Source organism: Leifsonia shinshuensis (assembly GCF_014217625.1).
Classification (GTDB): domain Bacteria; phylum Actinomycetota; class Actinomycetes; order Actinomycetales; family Microbacteriaceae; genus Leifsonia; species Leifsonia shinshuensis_A.
The window spans coordinates 3,221,326-3,246,062 of sequence record NZ_CP043641.1 but is presented as its reverse complement, the minus strand read 5'-3'; the positions used below and the strand labels follow the sequence as shown (position 1 = coordinate 3,246,062).

The 24,737-nt window shown below is 70.8% G+C and carries 20 protein-coding genes and 1 tRNA gene; 7 read left to right on the top strand and 14 right to left on the bottom strand.

All coding sequences use genetic code 11. The features are described from left to right. Window positions 1-7 precede the first annotated feature (7 nt). The gene (locus F1C12_RS15830) at window positions 8-478 is read right to left on the bottom strand and encodes a MarR family winged helix-turn-helix transcriptional regulator (RefSeq protein ID WP_185275860.1); all 471 of its coding nucleotides are present in this window, start codon (window positions 476-478) and stop codon (window positions 8-10) included. A gap of 67 nt (window positions 479-545) precedes the next feature. Here F1C12_RS15830 and F1C12_RS15825 point away from each other — a divergent pair, with 67 nt between their 5' ends. Both F1C12_RS15825 and F1C12_RS15820 read left to right on the top strand, forming a co-directional pair. Beyond that, window positions 546-2,315 (top strand): chloride channel protein, encoded by a 1,770-nt coding sequence (locus F1C12_RS15825; protein WP_219732624.1) that lies wholly within the window; start codon window positions 546-548, stop codon window positions 2,313-2,315. 169 nt (window positions 2,316-2,484) lie between these two features. Further along, window positions 2,485-2,558: transfer RNA gene (locus F1C12_RS15820), tRNA-Gly, on the top strand. A gap of 5 nt (window positions 2,559-2,563) precedes the next feature. Here the strand turns inward: F1C12_RS15820 and F1C12_RS15815 are convergent. The 12 genes from F1C12_RS15815 to F1C12_RS15760 form a co-directional block, all read right to left on the bottom strand. Beyond that, on the bottom strand, window positions 2,564-5,140 hold the full coding sequence (locus F1C12_RS15815) for a glycoside hydrolase family 2 protein (protein ID WP_185275859.1): 2,577 nt from the start codon (window positions 5,138-5,140) through the stop codon (window positions 2,564-2,566). After that, window positions 5,137-5,991 carry a carbohydrate ABC transporter permease gene (locus F1C12_RS15810; protein WP_185275858.1) on the bottom strand — a complete coding sequence of 285 codons (855 nt, stop codon included), beginning with the start codon at window positions 5,989-5,991 and terminating at the stop codon, window positions 5,137-5,139. The genes F1C12_RS15815 and F1C12_RS15810 overlap by 4 nt, the downstream gene beginning before the upstream one ends. Further along, window positions 5,988-6,911, bottom strand: coding sequence for a carbohydrate ABC transporter permease (locus tag F1C12_RS15805; protein WP_185275857.1), 924 nt, complete (start codon window positions 6,909-6,911; stop codon window positions 5,988-5,990). Before F1C12_RS15805 ends, F1C12_RS15810 begins: the two co-directional genes overlap by 4 nt. Window positions 6,912-6,966: 55 nt before the next feature. Then, window positions 6,967-8,253: an ABC transporter substrate-binding protein gene (locus F1C12_RS15800; protein ID WP_219732623.1), complete on the bottom strand. Its 1,287-nt coding sequence runs from the start codon at window positions 8,251-8,253 to the stop codon at window positions 6,967-6,969. A 56-nt stretch (window positions 8,254-8,309) separates the two neighbouring features. Beyond that, window positions 8,310-10,181 (bottom strand): glycoside hydrolase family 127 protein, encoded by a 1,872-nt coding sequence (locus tag F1C12_RS15795; RefSeq protein WP_258045938.1) that lies wholly within the window; start codon window positions 10,179-10,181, stop codon window positions 8,310-8,312. Window positions 10,182-10,304: 123 nt separating this feature from the next. Next, complete coding sequence (locus F1C12_RS15790) at window positions 10,305-11,309, bottom strand: LacI family DNA-binding transcriptional regulator (protein ID WP_185275856.1); 1,005 nt, start codon at window positions 11,307-11,309, stop codon at window positions 10,305-10,307. 82 nt (window positions 11,310-11,391) lie between these two features. Continuing rightward, window positions 11,392-12,417 carry an acyltransferase family protein gene (locus F1C12_RS15785; protein ID WP_185275855.1) on the bottom strand — a complete coding sequence of 342 codons (1,026 nt, stop codon included), beginning with the start codon at window positions 12,415-12,417 and terminating at the stop codon, window positions 11,392-11,394. Window positions 12,418-12,518: 101 nt separating this feature from the next. Next, a complete protein-coding gene (locus F1C12_RS15780) occupies window positions 12,519-12,929 on the bottom strand; it encodes a hypothetical protein (RefSeq protein ID WP_185275854.1) in 411 nt (136 codons plus the stop codon). Beyond that, a complete protein-coding gene (locus F1C12_RS15775) occupies window positions 12,895-14,559 on the bottom strand; it encodes a cytochrome b (protein ID WP_185275853.1) in 1,665 nt (554 codons plus the stop codon). The genes F1C12_RS15780 and F1C12_RS15775 overlap by 35 nt, the downstream gene beginning before the upstream one ends. 54 nt (window positions 14,560-14,613) lie before the next feature. Then, complete coding sequence (locus F1C12_RS15770) at window positions 14,614-15,522, bottom strand: RNA polymerase sigma-70 factor (protein WP_185275852.1); 909 nt, start codon at window positions 15,520-15,522, stop codon at window positions 14,614-14,616. Between the two features lie 10 nt (window positions 15,523-15,532). Continuing rightward, window positions 15,533-16,288: an SDR family oxidoreductase gene (locus F1C12_RS15765; RefSeq protein ID WP_185275851.1), complete on the bottom strand. Its 756-nt coding sequence runs from the start codon at window positions 16,286-16,288 to the stop codon at window positions 15,533-15,535. Window positions 16,289-16,373: 85 nt separating this feature from the next. Next, window positions 16,374-16,829, bottom strand: a complete 456-nt coding sequence (locus F1C12_RS15760; protein ID WP_185275850.1) for a hypothetical protein — start codon at window positions 16,827-16,829, stop codon at window positions 16,374-16,376. A 176-nt stretch (window positions 16,830-17,005) separates the two neighbouring features. Between F1C12_RS15760 and F1C12_RS15755 the strand changes: the two genes are divergently transcribed. The 5 genes from F1C12_RS15755 (at window position 17,006) to F1C12_RS15735 (ending at window position 23,752) form a co-directional block, all read left to right on the top strand. Then, the gene (locus F1C12_RS15755) at window positions 17,006-17,770 is read left to right on the top strand and encodes an SDR family oxidoreductase (protein ID WP_185275849.1); all 765 of its coding nucleotides are present in this window, start codon (window positions 17,006-17,008) and stop codon (window positions 17,768-17,770) included. Window positions 17,771-17,851: 81 nt separating this feature from the next. After that, window positions 17,852-19,738 (top strand): DUF2207 domain-containing protein, encoded by a 1,887-nt coding sequence (locus tag F1C12_RS15750; RefSeq protein WP_185275848.1) that lies wholly within the window; start codon window positions 17,852-17,854, stop codon window positions 19,736-19,738. A 110-nt stretch (window positions 19,739-19,848) separates the two neighbouring features. Further along, on the top strand, window positions 19,849-20,154 hold the full coding sequence (locus F1C12_RS15745) for a hypothetical protein (protein WP_185275847.1): 306 nt from the start codon (window positions 19,849-19,851) through the stop codon (window positions 20,152-20,154). A 254-nt stretch (window positions 20,155-20,408) separates the two neighbouring features. Then, window positions 20,409-21,836: a glyceraldehyde-3-phosphate dehydrogenase gene (locus F1C12_RS15740; protein ID WP_374939580.1), complete on the top strand. Its 1,428-nt coding sequence runs from the start codon at window positions 20,409-20,411 to the stop codon at window positions 21,834-21,836. Continuing rightward, window positions 21,833-23,752, top strand: a complete 1,920-nt coding sequence (locus tag F1C12_RS15735; protein ID WP_185275845.1) for a DEAD/DEAH box helicase — start codon at window positions 21,833-21,835, stop codon at window positions 23,750-23,752. Before F1C12_RS15740 ends, F1C12_RS15735 begins: the two co-directional genes overlap by 4 nt. A gap of 209 nt (window positions 23,753-23,961) precedes the next feature. Here the strand turns inward: F1C12_RS15735 and F1C12_RS15730 are convergent, their stop codons facing one another. After that, window positions 23,962-24,708, bottom strand: a complete 747-nt coding sequence (locus F1C12_RS15730) for a helix-turn-helix transcriptional regulator (RefSeq protein WP_185275844.1) — start codon at window positions 24,706-24,708, stop codon at window positions 23,962-23,964. Window positions 24,709-24,737: the final 29 nt, after the last annotated feature.

Sequence of the window (24,737 nt, the reverse complement as noted above, 5' to 3'; positions counted from 1 at the left end):
CGTCGGTTCAGAGGCCCAGCGTCAGCAAGTCCTCCGGTGTCGGCTCTCCCGCAGCAGTGGAGAAGACCTCCATGGCGTCGATGATCTGCTGCTGCTCGTCGGCGGTGAGCGACGTCAGCACGGACGCCACCTGACGGCGACGCCGTTCGGTGACCTGATCCACGAGCCGGCGGCCGTCGTCCGTGAGGTCGACGAGGATCTCCCGCCTGCTCTGCGGGCTCTCCTGCCGGAGCACCCAGCCGCCGTCCACCATCCGGTCGATCGTGCGGCTGAAGGTCGACGGCACGGCCCCGACCCGTGCCGCAAGCGCCCCCATCCGCATCGCGCCGGAGCCGGAGAGCACGACGAGCACACGGAACTGCGGCAGCGTCACCTGCTCCAGCGCATCCGACACGGACCGGGCGACGATCCCCAGCAGCGCCCGGGACGCGCGCAACGTCGCCTCGGTGGCCTCGTGGGGGAATCCGTGATTCTGCATGGTGCCTCCAGTGTTACGCTTTTGATGCACTTATGCAACAGTTGCATCTCTACACGATTGGAATTCAGTGTCCGCCATCACCACGAGCATCCGTGGAATCGTCGACGGCTCACGTGACAGCATGACGCACTGGTGGCGGCGCGTCTTCGCGACGCCCGCACCCCTGATCGCGGCCGCGGTCGTGGTCGGAGCCGGCGCCGGGCTCGCCGCCGTCGCCTTCCGTTGGCTCGTACAGACCGCCACCCTGATCTTCACCGGCACGACCGACTACTCCGCGACGACCGGGCATCCCTCGAACCCGTGGGTTCCCTGGCTCGGCGGGGCGTTCGTCATCCTCGCCCCCGCCATCGGCGGCCTGATCTACGGCCCGCTCGTGCACCGCTTCGCGCGGGAGGCTCGCGGACACGGCGTGCCCGAGGTGATGTACGCCGTGGCGCGTCGCGGCGGCCACATCCCCGGACGCGTCGCCGTCGTCAAAGCGCTGGCCTCCGCGATCACCATCGGCTCCGGCGGATCGGTCGGACGCGAGGGGCCGATCGTCCAGATCGGCTCGGCGCTGGGCTCCACGCTCGGCCGGATCACGCGGATGTCCGAGTCGCAGCTGCGCACCCTGGTCGCCTGCGGCGCGGCCGGCGGTATCGCCGCCACCTTCAACGCACCGATCGCCGGTGTGTTCTTCGCGCTGGAGTTGATTCTGCGCGACTTCGCCACCCGCTCCTTCGCCGCAGTCATGCTCTCCTCGATCACGGCCTCCGTCGTCGGCCGGGCGGTGTTCGGCGACCACCCCTTCCTCGCGCTCCCGGCCTTCACCGCCAAGCAGCCCAGCGAATACCTGCTTTTCGCAGGCCTCGGATTGCTCGCCGGCGCGGTCGGCGTGCTGTTCAGCAAGATCCTCTACCTGATCGAAGACGTCTGCGACTGGGCCTGGCGCGGACCGGAATGGCTGCGCCCCTCCGTCGGCGGACTGCTGCTCGGCCTGCTGCTGTTCGCGATGCCGCAGCTGTACGGCGTCGGCTACCCGGTCCTCGAAGCGAGTGTCGCGGGGAAGTACACCATCGCGTTCCTGCTGCTGCTCGTCGTCGCCAAGATGGCCGCGACCAGCCTCACGATCGGCATCGGCGGCTCCGGCGGGGTCTTCGCGCCCAGCCTCGTCATCGGCGCCGCCTTCGGCGCTGCTGCGGGAGAGGCGATCGGGTTGGTGATCCCCGGTCTCTCCGGGCAGGCCGGGACATTCGCCCTGGTCGGAATGGCCGCCGTGTTCGCCGGGGCGACGCGAGCCCCGATCACGGCCGGGATCATCCTCTTCGAGCTGACCGGCGAGTACACGATCATCCTGCCGCTCCTGCTCGCCGTCATCGTCGCCACCGGCATCTCGCGACTGCTCAGTCGCGACACCATCTACACGAGGAAGCTCAGCCGTCGAGGAGTCGACCTGTCCGCGCCTCCCGTTCCGGCGCTCCAGGGCGTCACGGTCGCTTCGGTGATGTCGGCGGCCCCGCCCACGGTCACGGCCGACACGGATGCGCGCGAAGCGATCGCGTGGCTTGCGGGCTCGCGCCTCCGAGCCGCCCCGGTGGTGAACCGCGACGGCCGTTTCGTCGGGATCCTCACGTCGGCCGATGCGACGGAGGCCGTCCGCACGGACGACGCAGCGACCGATCGCCGCGTCGAAGAGCTGATGGAGGTCGCCGCGACGGTATCCGCCGACGACCACGTCGCCGACGTCCTGGACCGCGTCGTCGAAGCCGGCGCGACGGACGGGGCACCCGTGGTCGCCGGCGACGCCCTCGTGGGCTGGCTTGCGCCCGCCGACGTCCTGCGCGCCACCGCGGGATGAGACGGGCGCTCCCGCGCCGTGGCGCGGCCCGCCAGCAGCCGCGGAACGGAACCAACCCCCGCAAGTGAGTCCTGAGGGTGAGTAAACGGTGAGTTTGGCCAAAAACCATTGAGCGGGTAGTCTGGGCCGGAGCCTTACTTCCCAGTGTTTATCTGGGATTCCGGGCCGCGCGAGTGTAGTTCAATGGTAGAACTTCAGCTTCCCAAGCTGATAGCGCGGGTTCGATTCCCGTCACTCGCTCCACCAGATCAGGCTTCCTCGATGATGTGCTCCTGATCGTTCTCGCGCCATTCCCGCACAAGACGGGTGTCCCACACCCGCGGTCGAGCTGCGACGAGCTGGTTCGCCGACCGGAGGACCAGCTGGTCGGCGAACAGCGCAGGGTCCGCATCGACGGCTCCCGTCACCGTGAGCTCGACGCGTTCGCCGGGAAGGAGCGTCAGCAGGGCTTCGTCCGTCACCGCCTCAGGATCCACGCGATCGACCAGCAGCATGAGGTCGCGGACGAGCCGTTTCGCCTGCACGGCCACAATCCAGCCGTCGTGGGTCGGCGTGGCGTGGACGGACAGTCCCGGGTCGCTCAGCGCGGAGTGCCGGTAGTCGGTGAAGAACCAGTGCGCGGTCCGGCCGCCGAAGCGGAGCACGACGACTTCGGACGCCGCGGCGCGGGGCGTCACCAGCTGCGGGTCGAGCGCGATGCGCAGCGCGGAGCGGGGCGCCAGCGTCACCGGCCGCTGAGAGCGGGCGAGCAGCTGTCCGTCGTAGCGTCGTCGCTCGACCTCGAGGGTTCCGTCCCACCCGTCGGCCGTGTCGTTCACCAGGGCGGCCAGGAGGCCATCACCGTCGGGCTGCACCGTCAGCAGCCGATCGCGATGGGCGTGGCGCAGCGCGTACAGCAGCGGCTTCCTCCGTCCGTAGCCGTCGACCGCCGCCCAGGACGTGACCGGCCAGCAGTCGTTGAGCTGCCAGACGATCGAGCCGGTGCAGGTCGGGGTGAGCGAGCGGAACCACTCGACGGCCGTCCGCACGGCGACCGCCTGGTTGAGGGACATCGCCCAGTGCCAGTCGGCCATGTCGTCGGGGAGGGGGAAATGCGCGACGAGGCCGTCGGTCAGCTTGTCGTTCCCCTTGATCGCCTTCTGGTGGAGGATCATGCCCGGCGACTCGGGTGTGAGCGGGTCGTCAGAGAGCGACGCGGTCAGGGTCGACCAGGTCGGCGGACCCTGCCAGCCGAACTCGGCGACGAACCGGGGGCGGTAGTCGCGGTAGTGCGGGTGGTCCTTCTCGTTCCAGAGGTCCCAGATGTGCACCGTGCCGTGGGCGGGATCGTTCTGCGGCGCGTCGGGATCGGGGCTGAACGGGCTCCCCGGCGTGTAGGCGACGTGTGGCGCCAGCTCGGCGACGAGCCCGGGGAGGAGGTCGTAGTAGTAGCCGGCGCCCCAGGTGCGACCGTCGAGCCGGGCATCCCAGCCCCAGTCCTGCCGCCCCCACGAGTTCTCATTGTTGCCGTTGAGGACGACGAGGGAAGGGTGGGCGGCCAGCCGGACGATGTTGTCGCGTGCCTCGGCCTCCACCTCGGACCACAGCGGCTCCTCCTCGGCGTAGGCGGCGCACGCGAACAGGAAGTCCTGCCAGGCGAGGATGCCCCTCTCGTCGCATTCGGCGAAGAAGTCGTCGGACTCGAACACGCCGCCGCCCCAGACCCGCAGCAGGTTGACGCCCGCGAACTGCGCCTGGGTGAGCCGGGCGGCGTAGCGGGCTCGGTCGACGCGGTGCGGGAACGCGTCGTCGGGGATCCAGTTCGCACCGCGCACGAGCACCGTCGCGCCGTTGACCACGATTCGGAATCCGGTGCCGCTTTCGTCGGGCTCGGTCAGCACCGACACCGACCGGAAGCCGACGCGCTGCGACCGCTGGTCGACCTGGACGCCGCCGACCGTGAGCGCGATGCGGAGGTCGTGGAGCGCGGCATCCCCGTGCCCGACCGGGTACCACAGCGCGGCGTCGGGCAGCCGGAGGACCACGTGTGCCGTGTCGCGACCCGGCTGCAGCACCTGGCGGTGGACCGTGTCGCCGATCCGGACCTCCACCTCCAGCACGGCCGCGTCGTCGCGGTCGAGCAGGATGTCGGCCGTCAGCGTGGGCACTCCGTCCACGACGTCGGCCGAGACGCGTGTGTCGCGGATGCGGGCGCCGTCCCAGGTCTCCAGCCGCGCCGGCCGCCAGATGCCGGACGATGCGGTGTCGATGCCCCAGTCCCAGCCGAAGCCGCACGCCATCTTGCGCAGCGCGTTGTACGGGTGGTGGTTGGTGTGCGGGCGGTAGCCGAGTTCGAGGCTCGCGGCGTCCGCGGCCCGGACGGGGGAGGCGAAGCGCACCTCCAGCTCGTTGGCGCCGTCGAGCAGCCGGCCGGTGACGTCCAGCCGGTACGTGCGGTGCATGTTGCGCGTGCGGGCGAGCGTCTCGCCGTTGAGGAGGATCTCCGCGACGGTGTCGAGGCCCTCGAAGACGATCTCCTGCCGCGTCGAGCCGTCCGGAGTCCAGTCCAGCGGCACCCGGTAGCCCCAGTCGGCGAGGCCGATCCAGCGCTGCAGCTCCTCGTTGCGGTCGAGGTACGGGTCCTCGATCAGGCCGGCGGCGAGGAGGTCGGTGTGCACCGAGCCGGGCACCGTCGCGGCGATCGGGCCTGCGGCGGTGACGCGGTCGGGCACCTCCCCGGCGAGCGGGCGCAAGGTCCATCCCGTCGAGAGCGGAGAGCGCCGGACCGGGACGGGGGCTCCGCGACCGCGTACGAGCGGTGCGGTCGGGGTGAGTGCGGAGGTCACTTGAGCGCACCTCCGAGCAGCCCTGCGACGTAGTAGCGCTGCAGGATCAGGTACACGATCACGCACGGGATGACGGTGACCATGACACCGGTCTGCATGAGCCCGAAGTTCACGCCGAACTGGCTGTCGGTCGAGAGGATCCCGATGCTCACCGGCAGCGTGTAGAGGTGCTGGTCGGTGATGAGGATGAGGGATGCGAAGAAGTCGTTCCACGCGGCGAAGAACGTCAGCAGGGCCGTCGAGACGACGCCGGGCGCGGCGACCGGGAGCATGACCCGCCACATCGCGCCGAGCGGCGAGGCGCCGTCGAGCTGGGCGGCCTCCTCCAGCGACGACGGCACGGCGGCGAACGAGTTGCGCATGAGGAAGATGCCGAGCGGGAGGTTGAAGGTCGCGAGCACCAGGGCGACCCCGATGAGGTTGTTCTGGAGGCCGATGTCGCGCAGCACGATGTACAGCGGCGTGATGACGGCTTGGAACGGCACCATGAAGGTCACCAGGACGACGAAGAACGCGACCCTGCTGCCGCGGTAGGGGAGCTTGGCGAACGCGTAACCGGCGAGCGTGCTCACCACCACGGTCACCGCTGTCGCCGTCAGCGAGACGATCAGAGAGTTGCCGAGGCTCTCGACCACGCTCAACCCGCGGCTGGCGTCGGTGATCTTCGCGATGTTCGCCGGGGTGACCTGCGAGAGCATCACACCGATGGGATAGAGGAACAGCACGGCGAGGCAGAGCGACACCACCCACCAGGCGGCGGTCGGCAGGAGGCGCGGGCCGCGGCGGCGCCTCGCGGTGTCGCGCGTGGCGGTCTCGGCGGGTGCGGGGGCAGGGGCGAGGGTCGTGGTCATGAGTTGTCCGAGTTCCGAAGCAGGAGCATCTGCCCGGCGCTGACGAGCCCGAGCACGATCATCAGGAGGATGGAGAGCGCCGAGGCGTAGCCGACGCGGAACTGCACGAATCCGGCGCGGTAGATCTCGTAGACCGCGGTCAGCGTCGAGCCGGACGGGCCGCCCACCGTCAGGATGTAGAACTGGTCGAACGCGAGCAACGAGCCGGCGACCGAGAAGACGAGCACGAGTGCGAGCGTGGGGCGCAGCAGGGGAACGGTGATGTGCCAGAAGGTCTGCCATCCCGTCGCGCCGTCGATGCGCGCGGCCTCGGTCACCTCCTCCGGGATCGCCTGCATGCCCGAGAGCACGAGCAGCATCTGCAGCCCGACGACCTTCCAGGTGACCATCCCAAGCACGATCAGGAAGGCCGAGCCGAACTCGGCGAAGAAGTTCGTCCGGGGGTCGACGAGCCCGAGGTGGCCGAGCAGCGTCGTGGTCGGCCCGATATCGGACTGCCACATGAACTGCCAGATGTAGCTCCCCGCGGCGAGGCCGATGACGACCGGCAGGAAGTAGACGGTCTGGAAGAACCGCGCGGCCCGCGTGCGCCTCCGCACGAGGAAGGCCAGCCCGAACGCGAGCGCGATCAGGATCGGTGTGATGACGATCGTGTAGAGGAAGGTGAATCCCACGGCGTGCAGGAACTGGTCGTCCTGGAAGGCCTCGAGGTAGTTGCCGAGGCCGATGAAGTGCGGCGTGCCGAGCAGCGGCCAGTCGCTCAGCGACATGTAGATGGTGCGCAGGAACGGCCAGATGAAGAACACCCCGAGCAGGATGAACGCCGGCAGGCTGAGCACGAGGCCGAAGAGCGCGCGTCGGCGCCCGAGGCGGTTCCTGGAGGTTCGCGGCGGCGGCGCCGCCTGCTGAAGTGCGGTCATGCTGGTCTCTCCCGAGGTGGCGAGGGGCGAGCCGGACGGCCCGCCCCTCGGTGGTTCACTTGCCGTTCTTGTCGAGGATCGCCTGGGCGGCCTTCTGCGCCTTGGCCTGGGCGTCCTTGACGGTGCCCGACCCGAAGACGGCGTCCTGGATCATGGTCGACCAGACTCCGTTCGAGTCGTTGATGAGCTCGTTCTCGACCACGCTGTACGGGACGTGCCCCTTGGCGAGCGCTTCGGCGAAGACCGTGTTGCGCGGGTCCTTGCCGGTGTAGATGCTGTCGAGCAGGTCGAGCCGGATGGGCATCACGCCGTTGTCGGCCATGATCGTCTGGGCGTTCTTGTCGGTCACCCACTTGAGGAAGGTCCACGCGCCCTCCGGGTTCTTCGAGCCCGACGGGATGGCGATGTCGTCGCCGCCGGCGAACGACGCGCTCTGACCGCTGCTCGCACCCGGGATGAGCGCGACGCCCCAGTCGAACTTGGCGCCGGCGGTCGGGTCGGTGAGCGAGGACAGGTAGAAGTCGCCCCAGTTGAAGATGCCGACCTTGCCCTGCTTGAAGGCGTCGCCCGCGTTGGAGCCGCTGTCGGTCTTGACCAGCTGCGGCATGGCGTTCTTCGTCCACAGGTCGCGGTACATCTGCAGCGTGTTCGTCACCTCGGGGCTGTCGAACTGCGCCTTCTTGCCGTCGGCCGACAGGAGGTTGCCCTTCTGCGCCCAGATGTAGGGGCCCATCGAGAAGATGTTGCAGCCGCCGCAGGCGCCGGAGAACGCGAAGCCGTAGGTGCCGTTGCCGATGGCGGCGATCTTCTCGGCGTCGGCCTGGACCTCCGCCATCGTCGCCGGCGGCTTCTCCGGGTCGAGCCCGGCCTGCGTGAAGAGCGCCTTGTTGTAATACATGACCGAGACATCGCCGGTGAACGGCAGCGCATAGGTCTTGCCCTGGTACTTCCCCTGCGAGACGTGGGCGGGGCTCATGTCGTTCTTCCAGGGCAGCGTCTTCACCTTGTCGCTGATGTCGGTCAGGGCGCCGACGGAGGCGAAGTAGGGCGCGTAGACCAGGTCCATCGACGCGACGTCGGGGGCGTTGCCGCCCGCGGCGGCGGTGCCGAACTTCTGGACGTAGTCGGCGGAGGGCACGATCGTGACCTTCACCTGCTGGTCTGTGTGGGTCTTGTTGAAGTCGGCTGCGAGCTTGGTGATCAGGGTGGACTCCGAGTCGCGGACCCAGACGCTGATGGTCTTCGAGCCGCTTCCGGAGCTGCCCCCGGAACAGCCGGACAGTGCCATCGCCGCGACTGCGACGGCAGCCACTGCGATGAGGGACGTGGTGCGACGCCTCATTGCGTTTCCTCTCTCATGGGTGGGGTGCCGAGCGGGTCGGCGTGCCGCCGAGATGCTCAGCTGGTGGGCATCCAGACGCGCATTGCTCCCTGGGACCGGTTGGCCCAGCGGAAGTAGGGGATGACGGTGACCGCGCCGAGGTCGGCGCCCGCCGCCGGGGTCGGCTCCGCGTACAGGACGGCCGCCGCGGGACGACGGGCTGCGCCGGGGATGCGGAGGGTGGGGACGCCGAGTCCGGCATCCCAGCCCGCCTCCTCGATGCGCGGCGCGGCCGGGATGACGACGTCCTCGACGGCGACGTCCCGCGGGAGGTCGGCGGACTCGAGCGCGTAGTAGACCGGGCCGCGACGGATCGCGAGGGAGCCGCGCACGGCGTCCACCCACGGGTGCGCCGACTGGGCGACGGCCTCGATCGGGAGCTCGAGTTCGATGACGGAGGCTCCAGGAGCGACGGCCGCGTAGCCGGGAGCCGGGCTCGGCGCCTCGACGCCGTCGACCGTGAGCCGCGCACCTGCCGCCCAGCCGGGGATGCGGAGCTCGGTGGTCTCGGCCGACGGCCGGGAGATTTCGATGCGGACCGCGCCCTGCCACGGGTACCCCGTCCGGACCGTCGCCCGGAGGTCGCCGCCGAGGTCGTACACGCCGTCGGCGTAGAGCTGGAACTGCACGGCGTCGTCGGACCGCGTGACCAGGTAGCCGCCGATGCTGGCGAGCAGCCGGGCGAGGTTCGGCGGGCAGCAGGCGCAGTCGTACCAGTCGAGGCGGGCCGAGGGGGCGTCCTCCTCGTGGGAGTGGCCGGCGCGCAGCTGCAGCGGGTTGGAGTAGAAGAAGGAGCGGCCGTCGATCGCGGTCGAGACGGCGATCGCGTTGTAGAGACCGCGCTCCATCTCGTCGGCGTAGCGGGCGTCGCCGTGCAGGAGCAGCATCCGCCAGTTCCAGTGCAGGTTCGCGATCGCGGCGCAGGTCTCGGAGTAGGCGCGGTCGGCCGGCAGCTCGTAGGGGTCGCCGAAGGCCTCTCCGCGGTGCCGGGAGCCGACGCCTCCGGTGATGTAGAGCTTGTGCTCGTGCTCGCTGCGCCAGAGGGCGTCGAGGGCGTCGGCGTACCCGGCGTCCGGGTCGTCGAGCTGGAGGTCGGCGACGCCGGCGAGGAGGTAGAGCTGCCGGACAGCGTGGCCGGTGACCTCGCGGGCCTGACGCACCGGCACCTGATCCTGGTAGTACGCGCCGCCGAACTGGCCCTCGCCGATGGTCCGGTGCCCGCGGAGCTCCACCATGCGCCGGGCGAGCTCGCGGTGCCGGCCGTCGCCGGTCAGGCGGGAGAGCTCGACCAGCGCAGTCTCGATCTCGGGGTGCCCGTCGATGTCGTCGCGCGCCCCCTGGCCGAAGGTCTCGTGCACGAGCTCGACGTAGCGGAGCGCGATGTCGAGCAGGTCGGTGCGGCCGGCGTGCGCCCACGCGATCGCCGCCTGCACGAGGTGGCCGAGGCAGTACAGCTCATGCCCCTGCGGCAGGTCGGTGAACCGCTCGCCGGCGTGCGGGCCCTGGTAGTACGTATTCACGTAGCCGTCGGGCTGCTGCACAGCCGCGATGAGCCGGATGGCCTCGTCGGCGAAGTCCTGGAACTCGGCGATCTCGCCGCGGACGGCCTCCCAGCCGATGGCCTCCAGCGTCTTGTAGAGGTCGGAGTCGGCGAACAGCGGTCCGCGGAAGGGGGCGTCGCTCTCGCCGGCGAGGCGGCGGAAGTTGTCCAGTACTCCGGTGGTCTCCATGCGCTCGACGCAGTGCGGGATCGTCGCCTCGCGGTTGAGCCGCTGCCAGTCCCCCAGGAAGTCCGAGCCGAGCGTGACGCTCCGCAGGTCGACGGGGCGCCGTGCGGTCGTTGCGGCCGGTGCTGCCGGAGCGGCGATCGTGTCGGTCGAGCTATCCACGGAGGTTCCTCCTCGTTGAGTCAGTGCTGGTGCACCGATGTAGTGCACCGGTGAACAAGAGTGATAGTACACCGGTGTACTACCGCGATGTCAAGCGAGGTCCCGGAATCGATCCGGCGCGCTCTACGCCGAGTCGCGGGCGACGAGCCGGTGGTCGGCCATCAGCAGCGCCGAGCCGGGGCGCGACTCCGGGTCGTCGAGGCGCTGGGCCAGCAGCTCGACGGCCTTCTGCGCCATCCACTCGCGGCCCGACTCGATCGTGGTCAGGGTGGGGCTGGCGAAGCGCCCCTCCTCGACGTTGTCGAAGCCGACGACGGCGACCTCCTGCGGGACGCGAACGCCGTCCTGCTTCAGGCGGCTCATCGCGCCGAGGGCGAGCGCGTCGTTGTAGCCGAACACCGCGTCGAAAGCGACACCGGCGGCGAGGAGGTCGGCGATGGCGTCGTAACCGGCGGTGCGCGTCCAGGGGATCGGGCCGACGAACAGCCGCTCGTCGGGCTCGACCCCGGCCTCCGCGAGCGCCTGGAGATAGCCGCGGTGACGTCGGGCCGCAGCGGTGGGCTCCGCGGAGTCCTCCATCCCGAGTGCGACGATCCGGCGACGGCCGGCGCGCAGGAGGTGGGCGGTCGCGTCGTGCGCCCCGGCCTCGTTCGGGACGGCGATGAAGTCGAAGCGCCCCTCGTGCACGCGGTCGCCGATGAGGATGAGCGGCACGTCGGTCGTCGCCGCCTCGATGTCGGCGGACTCCAGGGCGATGGGCTCGAAGATCACTCCGTCGACGCTGCGGCCTCCGACGCCGTTGAGCACCGCGAGCTCATGCTCCCGGTCGCCGTCGGTGACCTCCACGAGCACGTTCATACCGCGCCGCTGCGCCGCTGTGACGACGGCCTGCGACAGCTCGGCGAAGTAGGGGTGTGCGAGCTCGGGCACCGCGAGCCCGATGGTGCCGGTGCGCCCGGAGCTGAGGTTGCGCGCGGAGATGTTGACCTTGTAGTTCAGCTCCTCGATGGCGGCCTCGATGCGCTGCCGCGTCTCGTCGCGCATGTACGGGTAGCCGTTGAAGAAGTTCGAGACGGTCTTCTTCGAGACGCCCGCGATGCGCGCCACGTCAGCCATCGTCGCAGCCATTCCGGCACCTCCTCGAAAGTCGATCATAGGTGGCGGCAGTTCGAAACCTGATCCGGGTCCGGCCTTCGGCTCGCGCCGACCGTTACGCTCTGAGCGGTTCCGACCCGGTCAGCCACGCGGACGCGCGCGTGCGGAGGGCGCCGAGGGCGACAGCCCACGGGATCAGCAGGCAGAGCGCGAACAGCATCCAGTCCGGCACGGGCGGACCGAACCGGGTCATCGCCCAGAGGATCACCGGGTGCGCGAGCACGACAGCGAACCCGCCGCAGGCGAGAACGGTGGCGATGCGACCGACCGACTCCGGGAGCCGCTCGCAGAGCCATTCGGCGGTGAGCACGAGCCCGAACGAGATCGCAACGGCGACCAGGGCACTGAGTACCGGCGTCCCGTAGTCGCCCTGCTTGATATCCAGCGGAAGCGCGACTCCGCTGAGGACGAGTGCGGCCGAGACCGCCAAGAGTCCGCCTCCGAGCAGACCAGGCCGGGTGACGCGCGGGCGGAGGCGTTTCGCGACGATGCCGAGCGCGAGGAAGGCGACGCATGGCACAGCGGAGCCCACCGAGAGCGGGGTGGCCGCCAGCAGGGGTCCGACAGTGAAGCTCAGCACCAGTCCGACACCGGCAACCGCCCACACCACCATCCGCGGCAGCCGCCACAGCAGGCGCAGGAAGACGGCCGAGAAAAACAGGGCCGTCACGAACCAGAACGTCGTGAACGGCATCGCGGAGTTCTCCCCGTCGGTCAACGGGCCGGCCAGCCGCTGCCAGGTGCTGGATTCGAACTGCAGGTCGACGACCACGAAGACGACCCCGATCAGCACCGACCATGTGACCATCGGGCGCAGAAGTGTCCGGGTCCGCGTCGTCAGCTCCTGCGTGAGCGAGCGGCTCGGCGACCAGAAATATCCGGCGAGCACGAAGAACAGCGGGACATGCCAGCTGTAGAGCAGGGTCCGCACGATCGGAAAAGGCAGGGTGTGACCGGCGACGACGGCCACGATGCCCAGAACGCGCACGACATCGATGGCGCCCGATCGCGGCTTCCTCGCGCCGACGGTCGAAGCGCCGGACGGGTCCGGCCGGGTCACGACGCGCTCGGTGTCCGTCACTCTCGCCATCATCTCCTGTCCTCGTGGTGAACCGCCGACGGTACTGGCGAAAACTCCATCCCGCCTCTGGAAGTCCTGACCGCGTTCGTAGACCGGAGCATTCACCCCTCGAGAAACCACACGCTCCACTGCCGGAGCTTGTCCGGGTTCGTCACGATCCAGACGTCGGTGGCCGCGCCGACGGCGCCTGCGAGCACGACGACGACCACGACGCTCCGCTCGCGGCTGCCGACCAGGGCGGGACCGCCGTTCACCGAGCGCAGTCGCCAGGCCGGCCGGGCCGGAGCCGCGAACCCCAGCGCGCGCAGAAGGAGCGGCCAGCCGGCGCCGTCCTGCTCCTGCCCGCTGTCGACGGTGATACGCGGCTGCGGACCGACGGCACGGATCAGCCGGTCGACGTCGGCCGCCGTGACCGCCGCGAGGACCTCAGCAGCAAGAGCCTCCGAGGCCGCCGCGTCCGCCGCGGTATCGCTCGGGTCAGGCCGCTCCCGCTCGTCCCGCGCTCGTCTCATGGATTTCGTCCTCGCCGGTGCCGCTCGCGTCGGGCGTTCCGCGGTCCTGTCGGCTCGGCAGTCCCGGCGGAAGCGCGACGATCCGGTCCTCGAGGTACGTCCGCGCGAGGCGCGCACGAAGCCGGGTCCAGGGACGGATCCTCCCCGACTCGTCCGGCCGGATGACGACCGGGGGCACGCTGCGCGGTCCGGCGAGGCGCTGTCGCTGCTCCGTCGGCACCGGCGCGTGCGCCTCCACGTACTCGCCGCCGGGCAGCCGCACGATCCGGCCGGTCTCATAACCGTGCAGCAGCAGGTCCCGATCCTTCTTCTGCAGCGCCAGGCAGACGCGACGGGTGAGCACGAACGCCGCGACCGGCCCCAGCACGACCAGCGCCTGGAACGCGTGGACCACGTCCTCCAGCCCGATCCCGAACTGTGTCGCGACCAGGTCGGCGCTGCCCGCACCCCAGAGCGCTCCGTAGAAGACCAGCCCGGCGACGCCCAGCCCGGTGCGCGTCGGCTCGTTGCGCGGGCGGTCGAGCAGCCCGTCGTCCCGTCCCGGGCCGCGCACCCACTGCTCGAAGAACGGGTAGGCCGCGACGGCGAGGAGGAACGCTCCGACGACCGCGAGGGGGATGAGGATCGCGAGGGTCCAGGTGCGGCCCAGCCACACGAACTCCCAGCCAGGGGGCACCAGCCTCAGCGCGCCGTCGAGGAACCCCGTGTACCAGTCGGGCTGGCTGCCGGCCGACGCGTCGCCCGGCGACGACGGGCCGGACAGCCACACCGGGGCCACCGTCACCGTCGCCGCCATCAGGACGAGGAGGCCGGTGACGATCGCGAACAGGCCCCCCGCCCGGACCGCGTCGTCCGGGTAGGCCGGCACGCCCGCGTCGCCCGGGTAGCGCGCGGGCTCCCGGCGGGACGAGCCGCGGGCGAGCAGCCAGACCAGCCCGATCAGGAGGGCGGGGACGACGGCGATGTGGACGGGGTAGAGGTTCTCGATGATCCGCCCGGGGAACCCGCCGCCGAAGAACAGCCACGACAGCCAGGTCCCCGCGACGGGGATCCCGAGGAGGATGCCCTGGAAGATCCGCAGGCCGGTGCCGGAGAGCATGTCATCCGGCAGGGCGTAGCCGCTCCAGCCTCCCGCCAGCGCGACGATCAGCAGCCCGAAGAGCACCAGCCACGACCCGCGACGGCGGCGGAAGGCTGCGGTGAAGAAGGTGACGGCGAGCTGCAGGATGATCGCAGCGGGCAGCAGGAGGGCGGCCCAGTGATGCGCCTGCCGCACGAGCAGGCCGCCGCCGATGTCGAACGAGGTGTGCAGGATCGAGACGTAGGCGGCGGAGGCCTCCTGACCGACGAGCGGCGCGTACGAGCCCTCGTAGACGGCCCGCTGACTCGACGGCGCGTACCAGAACATCAACAGGAGGCCGGTGACGAACAGCACGACGACACACGCGAGGGCGACGACGCCGAACAGGTTGGACCAGTGCAGCGACACGCGCCGGTCCGCGAGCCTGGCACGAGCGGCAGCGAGCCGACGCCCGGCTCCCGACTCGCGCGCGGCGCGGGCGACCGACTCGGTGAGCGAGCGCTGCGGCCGGCGACCGTGTCCGCCGCCCTCGATGAGGATCCGACGCATGACGAACCTCCTGTCCTCACCAGCTATGACCGGACAGGAGGCCCTTCTGTGACATCAGGCGGCGGAGACGTGCCCCAGCTTGTAGGGGTTGAGCACCCAGTACAGACGATGGATGCCGGCGCCGTCGAAGTCGGCCGTGACGTAGGCGAAGACGTCGCCGTCGCGGGTGGCCACGATCGCCGGCTCGCCGTTCAGCTCGGCCAGGTGCAGGGCCGAGCCCTCCCAGAACCGCGAAGCGAACGCGTGGATGTACTTGGCGACCGTGACAGCGCCGACGACGGGGATGCGCGTCGCGCGGACGACGCCGCCGCCGTCGGAGAGCGAGACGACGTCGTCGGCGAACAGCTTCTCCAGCGCCGCCATATCGCCCTGCTCCGCGGCTGTCATGAACGCCGTCAGAAGGCGGGTGCGCTCCTCGTCGGCGACGACCCGCGACGCGCGCTCGGCCGCGAGGTGCTTGCGGGCCCGGCTGACCAGCTGGCGGGCGGCGGGCTCCGAGGTCTCCACGATGCGGGCGATCTCGGCGTACGGGTAGTCGAACGCCTCGCGGAGGACGTACGCGGCGCGCTCGGCGGCCGACAGCTTCTCGAGCAGCACGAGCACGGCGAAGCCCAGGGCCTCGCCGCGCTCGGCGCCCAGAGTCGGATCCTGGGAGGTGTCGACGGGCTCCGGAAGCCAGGGCCCGATATAGGTCTCGCGGGTCGCGTGCGCCGATGTCGCCGCGTTCATCGCGAGCCGCGTCGTGGCGGTGGCCAGGAACGCCGCCGGCTCACGCACGGTCGAACGGTCGTACGCCTGCCAGCGCAACCAGGTGTCCTGCACGATGTCCTCGGCGTCTGCGACGGTGCCGAGCATCCGGTAGGCGATGCCGAACAGCCGGGGACGGACCTCCGCGAACGTCGCGACTGCGGAGGCGAGGTCGTCGTCGCCGCTGGGGCGGTCCGAGGCATCGGGTTGCGGCATGGCTTCGATGCTAGCGACGGATCCACTCGTCGAGGGAGGTCTCACCGCGCAACTGAGCGGCCGCCTTCGGGTCGTGCCCGGGAACGAGGGACTCGTCGGTCACGGCGCCGCCGAAGTAGCCGGCGGACTCGTCCGCGACGATCGGCCGGGTGTCGCCCCGGCTGCGCAGGATGGCCGTCGCCGCGTCGGCGAGGCGGATCGGCTCGGGACCGGCGAACTCGACGATCGCGTCGGCGGGCTCGGCCACCGCGACGCCGGCCAGCGCCTGCGAGACGTCGGCGGCCGCGATCGGCTGCATGAGCACCGGCGACAGCGTGATGGCGCCGTCGGCCGCGCCTCCCTCCGCGAGCGCGGGGATGAACTCGAAGAACTGGGTCGCCCGAACGATCGTGTACGGGACGCCGCTGCCCGTGACGATGTCCTCCTGAGCGACCTTGGCCCGCATGTACCCGATGTCCGGCATGCGGTCGGCGCCGACGATCGACAGCACGACGTGGTGGCCGACCCCGGCCCGCTTCTCCGCGTCGACCAGCGTCTCGGTGCTGCGCTGGAAGAACTCCATGACGGGTCCATCCTCGAACGACGGGGAGTTGGGCACGTCGACCACGACGTCCGCGCCGGCGAGCGCTGCGTCCACCCCGGCTCCGGTCACGGTGTCGACCCCGGTCGACGGGGAGGCGGGGACCACGTCGTGTCCGGCCTGGCGGAGCTGTTCGACGAGCGGGCGGCCGATCAGGCCGGTCCCGCCGATGACGACGATCTTCATGTCTGTCCTTTCGATGGCTCGGCGCGGTCGCGCCGTCACGAGCTATGACCGACGAGACAGGGGAACTGTGACCGTTCGCCGCCGCTCACGCGTAGACGCTGTTCCAGTGCCGGCGGTGCACCGGATCGAGTCGCACCCAGACCATCGAGATCCGGCGCCCGGTGAAGTCCACGGCGACCGATGCGATCGAGGCGCCCGCGCGGCTGACGATCAGGCCCGCCTGGCCGTTGACCGACCGCTCGTCGACCGAGACGCCCTCCGGGCGTGCGAAGCCATGCTCGAGCAACACGCTCGCGTCCTCGATCCCCTGGACCACCCGGACGCCCGACGCATCGCCGCGCCCGGAGTCGACGACCACCGAGACGGTCGGCGCCAGCATGGCGCGCAGCCGCTCCCGGTCCCCGGTCTCGGCTGCCACGTGCAGCCGGTGCACCGCCCGGTAGTGCAGCGGCCGTGCCAGCCACTCCCAGGCAGCCCAGCCGAGCCGGGCGAGAATGGGCTCGACGGGCCGCCGTCCGGCCCCGTGCGTGATCGCGGACATTCGATCGCCTCCGTCGCATTCGTTCGCATTCCGTCACCACTGAGACCGATCGGCCGGACGTTTTGTGACCTCCCTGCCACGACGCGGTCCGAAGCTGTCACGAATCGCGTGCCATGCCGGTCACAGCTTGCGTACGTTCACATCGAGCAGGCAGCAGCCGGAGAGAAGAGGACCCCATGTCCAGAATCGTCGTCATCGGAGGCACGGGGCTGATCGGCTCCAAAGTCGTCCGGAAACTGATCGCGCACGGCCACGACGCCGTCGCAGCCTCGCCGAACTCGGGAGTCGACACCATCACGGGCGAGGGGCTCGACGACGCGCTCGCCGGCGCCTCGACCGTGCTCGACGTCTCCAACTCGCCGTCGTTCGCCGACGACGATGTGATGGCGTTCTTCCGCACAGCGACCACCAACATCATCGCCGCGGCGAAGAAGGCGGGCGTCGGCCACTACGTCGCGCTGTCGGTCGTGGGCTGCGACCGGATGACGGACAGCGGGTACATGCGGGCGAAGGTCGCCCAGGAGACGCTGATCGCCGGCAGCGGCATCCCGTTCTCCCTCGTCCACGCCACGCAGTTCTTCGAATTCGTCGCCAGCATCGCCGCCTCGGCGACCGTCGGGGACGAGGTCCACCTGTCGCACGCGCAGATCCGTCCGATGGCGGCCGAGGACGTCGCGACGGCCGTCGCGCAGGTCACCGCGCACGAGCCGCTGAACGCGACCAGGGAGGTCGCCGGACCGGAGCAGTTCGGACTCGACGATCTCGTCCGCACCGGCCTGGCGTTCCGCGGCGACCCGCGCACCGTCGTGGCCGACCCCGACGCCCGCTACTTCGGCGAGCGCCTCACGGACGACATGCTCCTCCCCGGCCCCGACGCGACGATCTTCGAGACCCGCTTCGCGGACTGGCTGCCCGACAACCCGCCGCCGGCGACCCACTGACCCGACCGGGCGGGCGCGCCGCTGTTAGCCTCCATTCATGAGTGAGAACGCGCCCGCCGGCTGGTCCCTGGAGGCGTCCACGTGAGGGTGCGCGCTCGGGTCTCACGGTCGGCCGGTGGCGGCGGCAGGCTGATCTCCGTCGTCGTCGCGGCGCTGTCCGCCGTGATCCTCGTCGGCGCGTTCGGCGCGAGCGCGGCGCCGGCGGCGGCCCGGCCCGCGCCGGCCTCCGCCGTGGCGCCGGCCGCCCCCGCCGGCGTCGACGACTTCACCTTCGCCAGCTTCGACGGCGACTACCGCCTCGGCCGCGACGCCGCAGGGCACTCCACCCTCACCACCGTGGAGACGCTGGTCGCCCGGTTCCCGCAGACCGACCAGAACCACGGGATCCGGCGGCAGCTGGTCGAGGACTACGACGGGCATCCGACCGGCCTCCAGGTCGTCTCGGTCACCGACCAGAACGGCGTCCCGCGCAGCTACACCAGCGCGTCCGACAGCGGCGTGCGCACGTTGACGATCGCGGCGGACCACTTCGTCCACGGCGACCAGACGTACGTCATCACCTACCGGCAGACGAACGTCACGCGGTACTTCCCCGACACCGGGTACGACGAGTTCTACTGGGACACCAACGGCACCGCGTGGGCGCAGCCGTTCGATCGCGTCACCGCCACCGTCCACCTCGGCGCCGGGCTGTCCGGCGCGCTGCAGGGGGAGGCGTCCGCGTACCGGGGTGCGCAGGGGTCCACGCAGAAGGCGACCGTGGAGCGCACGGGCGACGGGTTCCGGTTCTCGGCCGATCAGCTCGGCCCGCAGGAGAACCTCACTTTCGCGATCGGGTTCGCGCGGGGCACGTTCACGGCGCGGGCCGACGGGCTGTTCGACACGGGTTGGGGGTACGCGGCGGTCGCCGGTCTCGTGTTCCTCATCGCGGCCCTGATCGCCGGAGTCGTCGTGCGGCTGCGCCTGCTCGGGGACGCACCGGGACGCGGCACAATCGTCCCCGAGTATGTGCCGCCGAAGGAGGGGCTGCTGCTCACCGCCGACGTCACCGGCCTCAGCAAGAAGGCGGTCGCCGCGCAGACGCTCGACCTCGCTGTTTCCGGCCGGGTCCGCGTGGTCGAGTCGACGGGGTTCTTCGGGCGCTCGAAGTACACGCTCGAGTTCGTCTCGACGGAGGCGAGCGGCCGGCAGGCACTGGTCGATCCGCACCCCACGGATGACGAGCTGCGGTTCCTGCGCGCGCTGTTCGGGGAGTCGCTGAGCCCGGGCGCGACGCTGGAGCTCGGCTCGTCCAACACCCGCGTCGCGCGGGCCATCCAGTCGCTGATGAAGCGCGTGCACAAGAACGCCACGGACGACGGCTACCGCACCACCGGCCCGCGCGGCCCGGTGCGCGCGGTGTTCTTCACCGCCCTCGCGGCGACCGTGCTCGCCGTCGTCGGCTCGGTGCTGTGCATCGTCGGCGTCTACGGAGGCGCGATCCCGGTCGTCCTCCTCATCGGCTCCGTCCTGCTCTTCGTCGCGACCGCGGCGCTCGTGTCGCGCTCTCCCCTGACCGCCACCGGCACCGGGCTCCGCGAGTACGTCGACGGCCTGCGGATGTACGTCCACCTCGCCGAGGCCGACCGCATCCGCTACCTCCAGTCGCCGCAAGGCGCCGAGCGCGTGCCCGTCGCGGTGGGCGACCCGCGCGAGATGCTGCGGCTCAACGAGCGGCTCCTCCCCTGGGCGGTGCTCTTCGGCGACGAGAAGAAATGGCTGGCCGAGCTCGGGAGGTTCTACGAGCAGACCGGCGAGACGCCGACCTGGTACTCGGGTCAGACCGCGTTCAACGCGGTCGTGCTCTCGCAGCTGGTCAGCGGGATCTCCTCCAGCTCGACCATGACGAGCAGCTCGTCGACCGGCGGCACCGGCGGCGGCGGGTTCTCAGGCGGCGGAGGCGGCGGTGGAGGCGGAGGCGGCGTCTGAGAGCGCCCTGCCCGCGCGCCGCAGCGGACCGCTCGGTCTCCGTTGCCGCCCCCACACCCCGCTGCTACCATCGGCACCGATCCGGGGGGAGGCCGCAGGAGGTACCACTCATGTCTGTCCTCATCGCAACCAAGTTCACCGGCGACACGGACGCGTTCACGAACTCCCTCAGCACGCGCGCCGCCGAGTACCGGGAGATCGCAGACCGGGCCAAGGCCGCGGGCGCGATACACCACCGGTTCGCCGTCGGCGACGGGTTCGTCGTCATCATGGACGAATGGGAGACGCAGGACGCGTTCCGCACGTTCTTCGCCGACCCCGAGCTCCAGGGATTCATCGCGTCCGTCGGAGGCGACGCGAGCGCGCCGCCGGAGGTGCTGGCCGGGGAGGCGATCGACTCGCCCGATAAGTTCTAGCGTTCCTGCGGCCCGGCACACCCCGAACCCGCGAACTTCTTGCCGCATCCGAAAGATCGCGGGATCTTTCCGCGCCCGCGACCCGGAAGAACGGCCGTTCGGCCGATACCGTCACAGTGCGGGCGACCTCCGCAGCCGACGAACAGACGCGTCCATCCGACGCGGAAGGGCCCTGAGTACCGAGCGTGACCACCTTCAACACCGACCACCCGCACGCCTTCGAGTCCCACCGCGCGGCGTGGGTCGAGCGGGAGGTGCAGGCAGAGCAGCTCATCCCCCTCATCGGCCGCCTCTACCGCGACCACGGCGTCGTCACCTCCATCCACGGCCACCGCCTGATCAACCTGTCGGCGACGGGGGTCATCTCGGTGCACGACCGCGCCCGCGAGCTCGGGCACGAGGAGCTGACGCTGCGGGAGACGGCGGCGGTGCTCACCGCGCTGCTCGCGATCGCGCCGGCCCCCGCTTCCATCGACGTCGCACGGCTCGCCATGTCGGTGCGCGGTCTCGACGACGCCGACGTGGAGGCCCGGGTGCGGGACGAGATCGAGGCGGCGCACTCCACGTACGCGGCCGGTCCCACCGACGTTGTGCTCTACGGCTTCGGCCGCATCGGACGGCTGCTCGCGCGCATCCTCATCAACCACGCGGGCAACGGCAACGGGCTGCGCCTGCGCGCGATCGTCGTCCGCCGCGGGTCGGACAACGACCTCGACAAGCGCGCCAGCCTCCTCGCCCGCGACTCGGTGCACGGGCCGTTCCCCGGCTCCGTCACGGTGGACGCCGAGCACGATGTGCTGGTCGCCAACGGGACGCGCATCCAGGTCATCTACTCCGACGACCCGACGAGCGTCGACTACGCCGCCTACGGCATCCGCGACGCGATCGTGGTCGACAACACCGGCCGCTGGCGCGACGAGACCGGCCTCGCACAGCACCTGGCCAGCCCGGGCGTCGCGCGGGTGCTGCTGACGGCGCCGGGCAAGTCGCCGCTGAAGAACATCGTGCACGGCATCAACGACGACACCATCACCGACGACGACCGCATCGTCTCGGCGGCCTCCTGCACCACGAACGCGATCACCCCGGTGCTCAAGGCGCTGGAGGACGCGTACGGCATCGTTCGCGGCCATGTGGAGACCGTCCACTCGTTCACGAACGACCAGAACCTCACCGACAACTTCCACAAGGGCGACCGGCGCGGGCGCTCGGCGGTGCTCAACATGGTCATCACCGAGACCGGCGCGGCGAAGGCGGTCGCAAAGGCCCTCCCCTCGCTCGCGGGCAAGCTCACGGGCTCGAGCATCCGCGTCCCCACCCCGGACGTGTCGCTCGCCATCCTGAACCTGACGCTGGAGCGGCCGGCGACGAAGGAGCAGGTCAACGACTACCTGCGCCGGGTGTCGCTGCACTCCAAGCTGCGCCAGCAGATCGACTACGTGGAGTCCCCGGAGGTCGTCTCCAGCGACTTCGTCGGCTCGCACCGCGCCGGGATCGTGGACGGCCTGGCCACCATCGCGGACGGGACCAACCTCGTCCTCTACGTCTGGTACGACAACGAATACGGCTACTCGTGCCAGGTCGTCCGGGTGCTGGAGCGCATGGCGGGGACACACCCGGCCGTCGTCCCGCCGCGCGCGGAGGTGCGGTTGCTGGAGGTGGCGACTACCGTTCAAGGGTGAGCACGCCCGAGAACGACACCGCCGAGACGCCCGACACGACCGCCGAGACGCCCGAGACCGGCGCGGAGAACGCCGCCGCCGACACCGAGGCCTCCCTCACCTTCTCCGACCTGGGCCTCGACGCCCACGTCCTGAAGGCCGTGAAGGACCTCGGCTACGAGACCCCGTCGGCCATCCAGGCGGCGACCATCCCGCTGCTGCTGGAGGGCCGGGACGTCGTCGGGCTCGCCCAGACCGGAACGGGCAAGACGGCGGCGTTCGCGCTGCCGATCCTGTCGCGGCTCGACCTGTCGCAGAAGATCCCGCAGGCGCTCGTCCTCGCGCCCACCCGCGAGCTCGCCCTCCAGGTCGCGGAGGCCTTCGAGAGCTACGCCGCCCACATGCGCGGCGTGCACCTGCTGCCGGTGTATGGCGGGCAGGGCTACGGCGTGCAGCTGTCGGCGCTGCGCCGCGGCGTCCACATCGTCGTCGGCACCCCCGGCCGGATCATGGACCACCTCGACAAGGGCACGCTCGACCTCTCCGAGCTCCGTTACCTCGTGCTCGACGAGGCCGACGAGATGCTGAAGATGGGCTTCGCGGAGGACGTCGAGACCATCCTCGCCGACACCCCGGACGACAAGCAGGTCGCGCTGTTCTCGGCGACGATGCCCGCGCAGATCCGCCGCATCTCGAAGAAGTACCTGCACGACCCGGAAGAGGTCACGGTCAAGACCAAGACCACGACCTCCCCCAACATCACCCAGCGCTACCTGGTCGTCTCGTATCCGCAGAAGGTGGACGCGCTCACCCGCATCCTCGAGGTGGAGAACTTCGAGGGGATGATCATCTTCGTCCGCACCAAGAACGAGACCGAGACACTGGCCGAGCGGCTGCGCGCCCGCGGCTACTCGGCGGCGGCGATCAACGGGGATGTCGCCCAGGCGCAGCGCGAGCGCACGGTCGACCAGCTCAAGTCGGGCAAGCTCGACATCCTGGTCGCCACCGACGTCGCGGCACGCGGCCTCGACGTCGAGCGGATCAGCCATGTGGTCAACTTCGACATCCCGGTCGACACCGAGTCGTACGTGCACCGCATCGGCCGGACCGGCCGCGCCGGACGCAGCGGCGCGGCGATCAGCTTCGTCACCCCGCGCGAGCGGCGCCTGCTGACCGCCATCGAGAAGGCCACCCGCCAGCCGCTGACGCAGATGCAGCTGCCGAGCGTGGACGACATCAACGTCACCCGCCTGGCCCGCTTCGACGACGCGATCAGCACGGCACTGGCGCAGGTCGAGCGGATCACGCGCTTCCGCGACATCATCGGGCACTATGTGGAGCACCACGACGTGCCGGAGGCCGACGTGGCGGCTGCGCTCGCGGTCGTGGCGCAGGGCGACGAGCCGCTGCTGCTGGACGCGGACGATGCGCTCGCGCGGAGCGTCGAGCGGGACGGGCGCTCGGGCGGGCGGGACGACCGCGCCGGCGGACGTGACGGGCGTGACGACCGCGGCGGCCGTGGCGCGCGGCGCGAGCGCAGCGACAAGCCGATGGCCGCGTACCGGATCGAGGTCGGCAAGCGCCAGAAGGTGGAGCCCCGCCAGATCGTCGGCGCCCTCGCCAACGAGGGCGGCCTGAGTCGCGAGGACTTCGGCCACATCCGCATCATGCCGGACTTCTCCCTCGTGGAGCTTCCGGCGGACCTCCCGGCTGGCACGCTGTCCCGGCTGGAGGGGACGCGGATCAGCGGCAAGCTGATCGAGATCCGGCCGGACCGCGGCGCGGGGGCGCGGCGTGAGCGTGGTGCGTGGGAGGAACGGCGCGGGCGCGACGAGCGGCCGCGGAGGGATGACCGGCGGGGCCGGGACGACCGGCCGAGCCGAGACGACCGGCCGGCGCGCGACGAGCGACCTCCTCGCAAGCCGCGGCACCGCTGAGACGCGTCCGCCGGGCGCTCAGGGCTCCTCTCCCTCCGGTCGGCTCGCCGGCTCCGGCCGCGCGTCCGGGATCCGCACGCGCGCCCAGTCGATGAGGACGCACTCGGCGTCCTCCCCTGCCGTCTGCGATGGCATCACGATCACCTCCACCCCCAGGGTGCGGGCGGCGGTGAGCGCGCGGTATTCGCAGTTCTGCTAGCGGATCCGGCTCAGATGATCCCCGCGCGCCGCGCACTGTCGACCGCGACGACGCGATTGGTCGCCCCGAGCTTGCGGTAGGCGTTCTCCAGGTGCTTGTGCACGGTGCCCTCCGTGATCCGCAGATACGAGCCGGTCGCCCGAGCGGTCAGGCCCCGGGCGACGCACCGCAGCACCTGCGCCTCCCGCGGGGTGAGCCCGACGGGACCCGCACCCACCAGGCGCCGCGCCGCGGGAGCCGCCTCGAACATCGTCATCACCGGTTGCAGCATCCGGGCGATGTCGACCTCCTCGTCGGTGAACTCCGCCCCGCCACGGTCGAACACCCAGAGCGTGCCCGTCGTCGGCCCGCTGTGCTCGGTCATGATCGTCAGCTGGTTGAGCCAGCCGAGCGGCCGGAGGATCTGCGCGTACGCGGCCGTGCGGCGCAGGTCGCTGAGGGAGACGATGTCGGAGGTCCGTCGCGGACGGCCGCGGTCGCGGTCCACGGCCGGGAAGTAGCTCACGATCATCGGATGGTCGGCGTAGCTGGCGACCATCCGATCGGACATCGCGTCGATGACGAACGCGTCGGGCGGCCACCCGCGGTGCTCGTACACGCCGGCGTCCGAGTCGAGGTGGCCGCGACTGACACCGGCGGACGGGATCAGCCGGCCGAGCAGTTCCGCGGCCGCGTCGAGGTAGTCCTCCGGCCGGTTGAGCTCCGCCAGCTGCCAGGAGAAGTCGAGGGCGAGTGCCCGGGTGGCGTGCGTTGACATTCGGCCTCCCGCTGGAGCGACGTCATGGT

Coding starts and splice junctions, on each gene's coding strand:
- F1C12_RS15830 (WP_185275860.1), bottom strand. CDS start 478: ATGCAGAATCACGGATTCCCCCACGAGGCCACCGAGGCGACGTTGCGC.
- F1C12_RS15810 (WP_185275858.1), bottom strand. CDS start 5,991: ATGACCACGACCCTCGCCCCTGCCCCCGCACCCGCCGAGACCGCCACG.
- F1C12_RS15805 (WP_185275857.1), bottom strand. CDS start 6,911: ATGACCGCACTTCAGCAGGCGGCGCCGCCGCCGCGAACCTCCAGGAAC.
- F1C12_RS15800 (WP_219732623.1), bottom strand. CDS start 8,253: ATGAGGCGTCGCACCACGTCCCTCATCGCAGTGGCTGCCGTCGCAGTC.
- F1C12_RS15790 (WP_185275856.1), bottom strand. CDS start 11,309: ATGGCTGCGACGATGGCTGACGTGGCGCGCATCGCGGGCGTCTCGAAG.
- F1C12_RS15780 (WP_185275854.1), bottom strand. CDS start 12,929: ATGAGACGAGCGCGGGACGAGCGGGAGCGGCCTGACCCGAGCGATACC.
- F1C12_RS15775 (WP_185275853.1), bottom strand. CDS start 14,559: ATGCGTCGGATCCTCATCGAGGGCGGCGGACACGGTCGCCGGCCGCAG.
- F1C12_RS15770 (WP_185275852.1), bottom strand. CDS start 15,522: ATGCCGCAACCCGATGCCTCGGACCGCCCCAGCGGCGACGACGACCTC.
- F1C12_RS15765 (WP_185275851.1), bottom strand. CDS start 16,288: ATGAAGATCGTCGTCATCGGCGGGACCGGCCTGATCGGCCGCCCGCTC.
- F1C12_RS15760 (WP_185275850.1), bottom strand. CDS start 16,829: ATGTCCGCGATCACGCACGGGGCCGGACGGCGGCCCGTCGAGCCCATT.
- F1C12_RS15755 (WP_185275849.1), top strand. CDS start 17,006: ATGTCCAGAATCGTCGTCATCGGAGGCACGGGGCTGATCGGCTCCAAA.
- F1C12_RS15745 (WP_185275847.1), top strand. CDS start 19,849: ATGTCTGTCCTCATCGCAACCAAGTTCACCGGCGACACGGACGCGTTC.
- F1C12_RS15730 (WP_185275844.1), bottom strand. CDS start 24,708: ATGTCAACGCACGCCACCCGGGCACTCGCCCTCGACTTCTCCTGGCAG.